5 protein-coding genes and 1 pseudogene are annotated in these 6,690 nt (G+C 28.3%); 4 read left to right on the forward strand and 2 right to left on the reverse strand.

Annotation, left to right across the window (positions count from 1 at the left end):
- The first annotated feature begins 6 nt into the window (after nt 1-6).
- Together OW729_RS10385 and OW729_RS10390 are read left to right on the forward strand one after the other, a co-directional pair.
- A complete protein-coding gene (locus OW729_RS10385) occupies nt 7-930 on the forward strand; it encodes a sugar phosphate isomerase/epimerase family protein (protein ID WP_268061435.1) in 924 nt (307 codons plus the stop codon).
- A 217-nt stretch (nt 931-1,147) separates the two neighbouring features.
- On the forward strand, nt 1,148-1,585 hold the full coding sequence (locus OW729_RS10390) for a GatB/YqeY domain-containing protein (protein ID WP_268061436.1): 438 nt from the start codon (nt 1,148-1,150) through the stop codon (nt 1,583-1,585).
- Nucleotides 1,586-1,789: 204 nt separating this feature from the next.
- On the opposite strand, the gene OW729_RS10395 is transcribed toward OW729_RS10390, so the two are convergent.
- Nucleotides 1,790-2,551: a DeoR/GlpR family DNA-binding transcription regulator gene (locus tag OW729_RS10395; protein ID WP_268061437.1), complete on the reverse strand. Its 762-nt coding sequence runs from the start codon at nt 2,549-2,551 to the stop codon at nt 1,790-1,792.
- Between the two features lie 551 nt (nt 2,552-3,102).
- Here OW729_RS10395 and OW729_RS10400 point away from each other — a divergent pair.
- Nucleotides 3,103-3,903 carry a Cof-type HAD-IIB family hydrolase gene (locus OW729_RS10400; RefSeq protein WP_268061438.1) on the forward strand — a complete coding sequence of 267 codons (801 nt, stop codon included), beginning with the start codon at nt 3,103-3,105 and terminating at the stop codon, nt 3,901-3,903.
- Between the two features lie 205 nt (nt 3,904-4,108).
- Nucleotides 4,109-6,064 carry a GTP-binding protein gene (locus OW729_RS10405; RefSeq protein WP_268061439.1) on the forward strand — a complete coding sequence of 652 codons (1,956 nt, stop codon included), beginning with the start codon at nt 4,109-4,111 and terminating at the stop codon, nt 6,062-6,064.
- 128 nt (nt 6,065-6,192) lie between these two features.
- On the opposite strand, the pseudogene OW729_RS10410 reads toward OW729_RS10405, so the two are convergent.
- Nucleotides 6,193-6,690 (reverse strand): annotated as a pseudogene (locus OW729_RS10410) (ISNCY family transposase); the annotation flags it as partial.

Raw genomic sequence — 6,690 nt, forward strand, 5'->3', positions numbered from 1 at the left:
ATAACTATGAAGATATCTTATATACCAGATTCACTAGGATATATGTCCTTTGAAGAGATGTTAGATACAGTGAAAAGTCTTGGAATTAATGCTTTAGAAATTCCAACAGGTAATTGGTCAAAGGCGCCTCATTTAAATCTTGAGGAGCTTGTTTCTAGTAAAATAGCTAGAGAAAAATATATAGATGAGCTAAGAAAGAGAGATATTGAACTTATCGCACTTAATTGTTCAGGTAATCCTTTAGCATATAAAAAAGACATGGAAATCACTAAAAAAACATTTCAGCTTGCTGAGATGTTAGGGATTAAGAAAATTATTATGATGAGTGGGTTACCTTCAGGATGTAAGGGGGACAGTACTCCTGTATGGGTTACAACAAGTTGGCCTCCAGAAACACAAGATGTACTCAAATATCAGTGGGAAGAGGTAGCTATTCCTACATGGTGTAAACTAGTAAAGGATGCAGAAAATTGTGGTATTGACTGTATTGCATTAGAAAATCATGGATATCAGCTTGTATATAACCCAGAGACTCTAATGAGACTTCGAAGAGAGGTTGGAGATATGATAGGGATGAATATGGATCCAGGACATATGTTTTGGATGGGAGGAGATCCTATTGAAGCTGTAAGGGTTTTAGGAGAAGCATTATATCATATTCATGGTAAAGATTCCAGATTGGAGCGAAGAATGGTACAGTCAAACGGAGTACTAGATACAAAAACAATTGATTGTTTTAAAGATCGCTCATGGAACTATGTATCAGTAGGATGTGGTCATGATTTGCAGTGGTGGAAAGAATTTTTCTCTGTTTGCCGTATGATGGGGTACAATGATTATGTGTCTCTTGAAATGGAGGATATGACTATGACACCATTAGAAGGAGTAAAGACATCAATTGATGCATTAAGATTAACGATAAGCAAATAAAAAATAGGTCAAAATGTGAGCTAAAAAAATACCCTGTAGAGTAAAAGTCTAACTAAAGGGCATTTTGTTTTGATTATTTTAAAATAGAAAAGGATCAATTATTTACGGCGTTTAAGAAATTTTGATTTTGTATAGAATATTGGTATAATTAAACATGCAGATTATTTTAGAGAAGAGAGGTGAATAGTTAGTATTTAAAGTGTACTAACTACAAATTATGCTAAAAGAGTTATTAAAAAAAGATGAAATAGCAGCAATGAAAGCAAGAGATAAGGCAAAAGTAAGTGTCTTAAGATTAATAAGTGCGGATATTAAAGCTTTTGAAGTTAATGAAAGAGAAGATATTTCTGATGAAGGTGTTATAAAAATAATAGAAAAAAATATAAAGCAAACAAGAGAAGCTTTAGAATATGCTAAGCAATCAAATGATGAAGAAAAAATAGCAGAGGGAAATTTTGCTCTCCAAGTTTTAACTCCATATCTTCCGGAGCAACTAAGTGAGGAAGAAGTAACTAATATGTTAAAAGAAATTATAGCTAATGGAAGTTATACGGCAAAAGATATGGGAAAAATAATGAAAGAAATTATGCCAAAGGTTAGTGGTAAATTTGATAGATCCAAAATCAATCCTATGGTTAAAAACTTACTTTCTTAAACTTTCTTTGGTAGCTTAAGGCAATGCTTTTAATTGTTAAATCTATTGCAAAAGAAATTAGATTTTATTAGATCATATCTATGATCTAATAAAATCCTATCAAAACTACTTTAAAAGTGATTTTAATAGGATTTTATTTTATATAAGCTTACAAAGCAATTTAGAGTTTTAAATAATTGAATAATATTAAAGATTTTCTTATGTTTAAAAAAGTTCTATACTTAATTCTTTTAATTTTTCTTCTATATTTGTATCAAGGGTAGAATTTGTAATGATACCATAAAAATCTTCTAATTCAGCAAAGGCATAGGTGCTGTCTACATTAAATTTAGCATCTTCTATGACTAAAAAAGCTTCTTTGCTATGAGATAGAATAGTTTCTTTCACATTGCCATCTTCCAAATTTATGGTACCTACCTTATGATTTACAAAGTTTACTCCGGAACTTCCAATAAAAGATTTATTGAATTTATATTTTTTTATATTTTTGATTACTTCAGAGCCAAGTAAACTACCAGAATTTTTATCATATACACCACCTATACATATAAGTGTAGCTGTTTCATTGTTATTAAAAAGAGTAGGAATTATAGGCATATTGCTTATTAAAGTTACATTTTTTGTACTATTAGATATTAATTTAGCTAATAAAAAATTTATACTTGAGGCATCTAAAAAAATCGTGTCACCACTCTGTATTACATCAAAAGCTTTTTTAGCTATTATTTCTTTATCAGTTAAGTTTGTGTTTAATCTTGTATTTAAAGGAGTACAAATACTAATTTGTCTATCTAAGATAGCTCCACCATAAGTTCTTTTTATAGGATGAGTTTTTTCAAGTTTTTGCAAATCTTTCCTTATCATCCCCTCAGAAACATTAAATTTTTTGCTAAGTTCTTTTACTTTTACTCTTCCAGTTTCATTAAGTATATTTAAAATTTCTTCTAATCTTTCTTCTATAAACATAAATCAATTCTAGTGAGAGGGTGTAGTGGATTTGAAAAGAGTTAAATAATAAAGTTAAAAAGATAAACTCTCACTAAGATTCACCGCCTTTCAGTGTATTATAGCTTTAAATAATATATAAATATAATTTAATTATCATTTATTATTATCCTCTATTAGGTATTATAACATTTTTATACATAGTTAACACAGAAAAATATTTAATTATTCTTGCTTATCAATTTTGTTTAGTATAAAAATATATATTGCAAAAAAAGTTAAAATGTTATAAAATAATAATAAACAATAACAAATGATAATGAATGAAATTTAATTATAGTGATTAAAAATATATAGCTTTATATAATTTAGCGTCATAGGGTGATGCCTAGCGTGATATTTTATATATAGAATAAAGGGGGAGTATTACCCCCTTTTGCCTAATATAAAATTTAGGTGTTTTTAAAAATATTGATTTTATATAATCTCAACAATGACTCTAAATAATTAAATTCAATAAATTTAATTATTTAATAAAGATTAAAAGCAATTTAAAACATAGGAGGAGTATGATGTATAAGTTATTAGCTATTGATATGGATGGAACGTTATTAAATAGTAATGGAGAGATATCCAAAGAGAATAAGAATGCTATTAAAAAAGCAATAGAAAATGGTGTTAAAGTTGTAATTACATCTGGAAGATCTCTTAAAGGGATAGATAGATTTTTAGAAGATATGGGATTAAGAGCAGAAAATGAATATATTATTGCTAATAATGGAGGAACTATATATAGAACGGATAATTTTGAGTGTATTAGTTATAATGGATTAAAAGGGAGTGACTTAAAGGATCTCTATTCTTTAAGTTTAAGAACAGATATGCAGATTATGGCTTATACACATAAAAGTTGTATTTCACCAGAGAAGAACGAGCTTGTTAAATTTGAAAAAGAATGTGTTGGTAGTGATGTAAAAATAGTTAACTATAATTTAATAAAAGATAATGAAGAAATTACAAAAGTATTGTTTTATCATGATGAAGAAATAAGGGATGAAATGATGAAAGAAATTCCTAAGAGATATTTTGATAAATATAATATTATAAAGACACATCCTAAATTATTAGAAATAATGGATAAGGATTGCAACAAAGGATACGGCGTAAGTATATTAGCTGATCATTTAGGAGTAAAAAAAGAAGAGATTATTTGTATTGGAGATCAAGCTAATGACATAGAAATGATAGCAAATGCAGGTCTTGGAGTAGCTATGGGAAATGCTATAGATAAATTAAAATCTATGGCTAAGTACATAACTGCTGACAATGACAACAACGGTGTCGCCGAAGTTATAGATAAATTTATATTATAAATGATTTCCGTTTTCTGATATTATTATATATGAGATATGTATTTTCCCTTAATTTAACTTTTGCAAAATAAAATTAGTTTTAAGTGAAGGTAAATGTTCTATTCTGTGAAATGGTTTATACAATAGAATATTTATCGTAGATTTTACTTTTTAACTGTAAAAGTTGGGTTCTTAATAAATGTCATAAAACAGGATGAGGTATATTATGAATAAGACAATAGGAATATTAGCTCATGTTGATGCAGGTAAAACTACATTTGCTGAACAGATGTTGTATCATACAAAGAGTATTAGAAGTAGAGGAAGAGTAGATCATAAAAGTTCTTTTTTAGATAATCATAAAATTGAAAAAGAAAGAGGCATAACAGTATTTTCAGAGCAAGGTACTTTTGAATATAAAGATTCAAATTATTATTTAATAGATACTCCAGGCCATATAGATTTTTCTTCTGAAATGGAAAGAGCAATCCAAATTATGGACTATGCTGTAATTATAATAAGTGGAGTTGAAGGGGTACAGGGACATACAGAAACAGTATGGCAGCTTTTAAGAAAACACAATGTTCCTACTTTGTTTTTTATAAATAAAACAGATAGAGTTGGAGCTAATGTAGAAGAGGTATTAAAAGAGATAAGACTTAATTTTACTAAAGAAGTTTGTTTTATTGATGAATCATTAAATAATCAGGAATTTAGCAAAAGGCTTATAGAATTTATTGCAGAACAAGACGAAGTGCTTTTTGAAAAATATTTAGAAAATGAATATGAAAAAGATTTATGGTTAGATTTTATGAGAAAACTTATTAAAGAAAATAAGTTTTTTCCTTGTTTTAGTGGTTCTGCACTACAAGATATTGGAATAAAAGAATTTTTAGAAAGTTTACATATTTTAACTTATACAGAATATAATGAGCACGATGGATTTAGTGGACGAGTATACAAAATACGCCATGATGAACAAGGAAATAGATTAACTTATATAAAAGCATTAAGTGGCAGTTTAAAGGTAAAAGATGAGATACGTTTAGATGCTGGAGAAAATGATTTTTATGAGAAAGTTAACCAGATAAGAATATATAATGGTGACAAATTTATAGCTATAGATAAAATTTCAGCAGGACAGGTTTTTGCAGTAACAGGACTAACTTCTGCTAATATAGGTGATGGAATCGGAATTTTAAGAGAAAAGGTTACTTATGATATGATTCCAACTTTCAAATCAAAGGTTATTTATGATAAAACATTAAATGTAAAAGAGATATTGGGTAATTTTAAAATTTTAGAAGAAGAAGATCCTGCTCTAAATATAATTTGGGATGAAAAGCTTCAAGAAATTCAAGTTCATATTATGGGTGTTATTCAATTAGAGGTTTTGAAAAATTTAGTAGAAGATAGATTCGGTTTATTAATAGATTTTGGACCTTGTGAGGTATTATATAAGGAAACTATTTTAGAAGAATCATTAGGATATGGGCATTTTGAACCTTTAGGTCATTATTCAGAAGTTCATCTTAAGTTAGAATCCGGTGATCGAAATAGTGGTATTGTATTTAAGAGTATATGTCATACGGATGATTTAACAGTTGGAAATCAAAATTTAGTAAAGACTCATGTTTTTGAAAAGGAACATCATGGAATTTTAACAGGTTCTCCTTTAACTGATATAAAAATTACTCTTTTGACTGGAAGAGCACATAATAAACATACGAGTGGAGGAGATTTTAGAGAAGCTACGTTTAGAGCATTGAGGCAAGGACTAGAGAAAACTAAAAATATTCTATTAGAACCTTATTATTCTTTTAAAATGGAAGCTAGATTAGAATGTATGGGAAGAATATTATCAGATATACAAAAGTTAAGTGGAGTTTTTGAAGTTCCACAAACAGATAACAATAAAGTTATAATAAAAGGCAGAGGTCCTGTAGCTACATTTATGAACTATAGTTTAGAGTTTATTTCTCTTACTAAGGGAAAAGGTAAATTGAGTTTTATGTTTGATGGATATGATATTTGTCATAATCAAGAAGAAGTTGTGGAAAAAACAACTTATGATAAAGAGGCAGATATTGAATATACTTCAACTTCAATTTTTTGTTCTAAGGGGCAAGCATTTTTGGTTAAGTGGAATGAAGTAGAGAATTATATGCATTGTTTAAAGTAAATACAAGAAGGTTAAAATTAAAGAGAAATATAAATATTCATAAATTTCCTTTTTATGTCAACTGTTTTTGAAAATGTCCTAAAATAGTTTAATTATTAGCACCAGAAAAATCTGGTGCTTTTTTATTGCTACGCAACATCGGTTTTAAGGCGATGAGCCTGCATTTTACAATGTTTCTCAAAAGAAGATTGTCTCCAAGGGTGTGTCATTGGAGGAATATACTTTTTCTTTGGCTCTTTTGGTGTTTTTACAAAGTCAAAGTTCTTTGAAGCTGGTAAATGGTCTGGTATTAATTCCAAAGCATATACTTGATCATTTATACAAAAATATAGTTGTTTATCAAAAGATTCAATAACCATACCGGAGGTGCCTTTATGATAGTGCACAGCTATGCCATCTTTGTTTGTTGGAATATAGAATTTTGTTTTATATTTAATACAGCTACCGCTATCAATTTTGCGAGAATCTAATATAGCTAACGTAAGGTTAATTTTATCTAAACTAGGTTGCTTTTCAAATACAGATTTGATACTATCTACTGGTAAGGCAAATTTAGCATTGAATTTTTTTATGTAGGAGTTTAAAAATTCATTTGCTTGCTCAAGTGTTGTTATACCAGCTAGTCT

Source organism: Clostridium brassicae (assembly GCF_026738875.1).
In the GTDB taxonomy this organism is placed as follows: domain Bacteria; phylum Bacillota; class Clostridia; order Clostridiales; family Clostridiaceae; genus Clostridium_H; species Clostridium_H brassicae.

Excerpts from the sequence above, each read along its gene's own strand:
- OW729_RS10385 (WP_268061435.1), top strand. The coding sequence starts at position 7 with ATGAAGATATCTTATATACCAGATTCACTAGGATATATGTCCTTTGAA.
- OW729_RS10390 (WP_268061436.1), top strand. The coding sequence starts at position 1,148 with ATGCTAAAAGAGTTATTAAAAAAAGATGAAATAGCAGCAATGAAAGCA.
- OW729_RS10395 (WP_268061437.1), bottom strand. The coding sequence starts at position 2,551 with ATGTTTATAGAAGAAAGATTAGAAGAAATTTTAAATATACTTAATGAA.
- OW729_RS10400 (WP_268061438.1), top strand. The coding sequence starts at position 3,103 with ATGTATAAGTTATTAGCTATTGATATGGATGGAACGTTATTAAATAGT.
- OW729_RS10405 (WP_268061439.1), top strand. The coding sequence starts at position 4,109 with ATGAATAAGACAATAGGAATATTAGCTCATGTTGATGCAGGTAAAACT.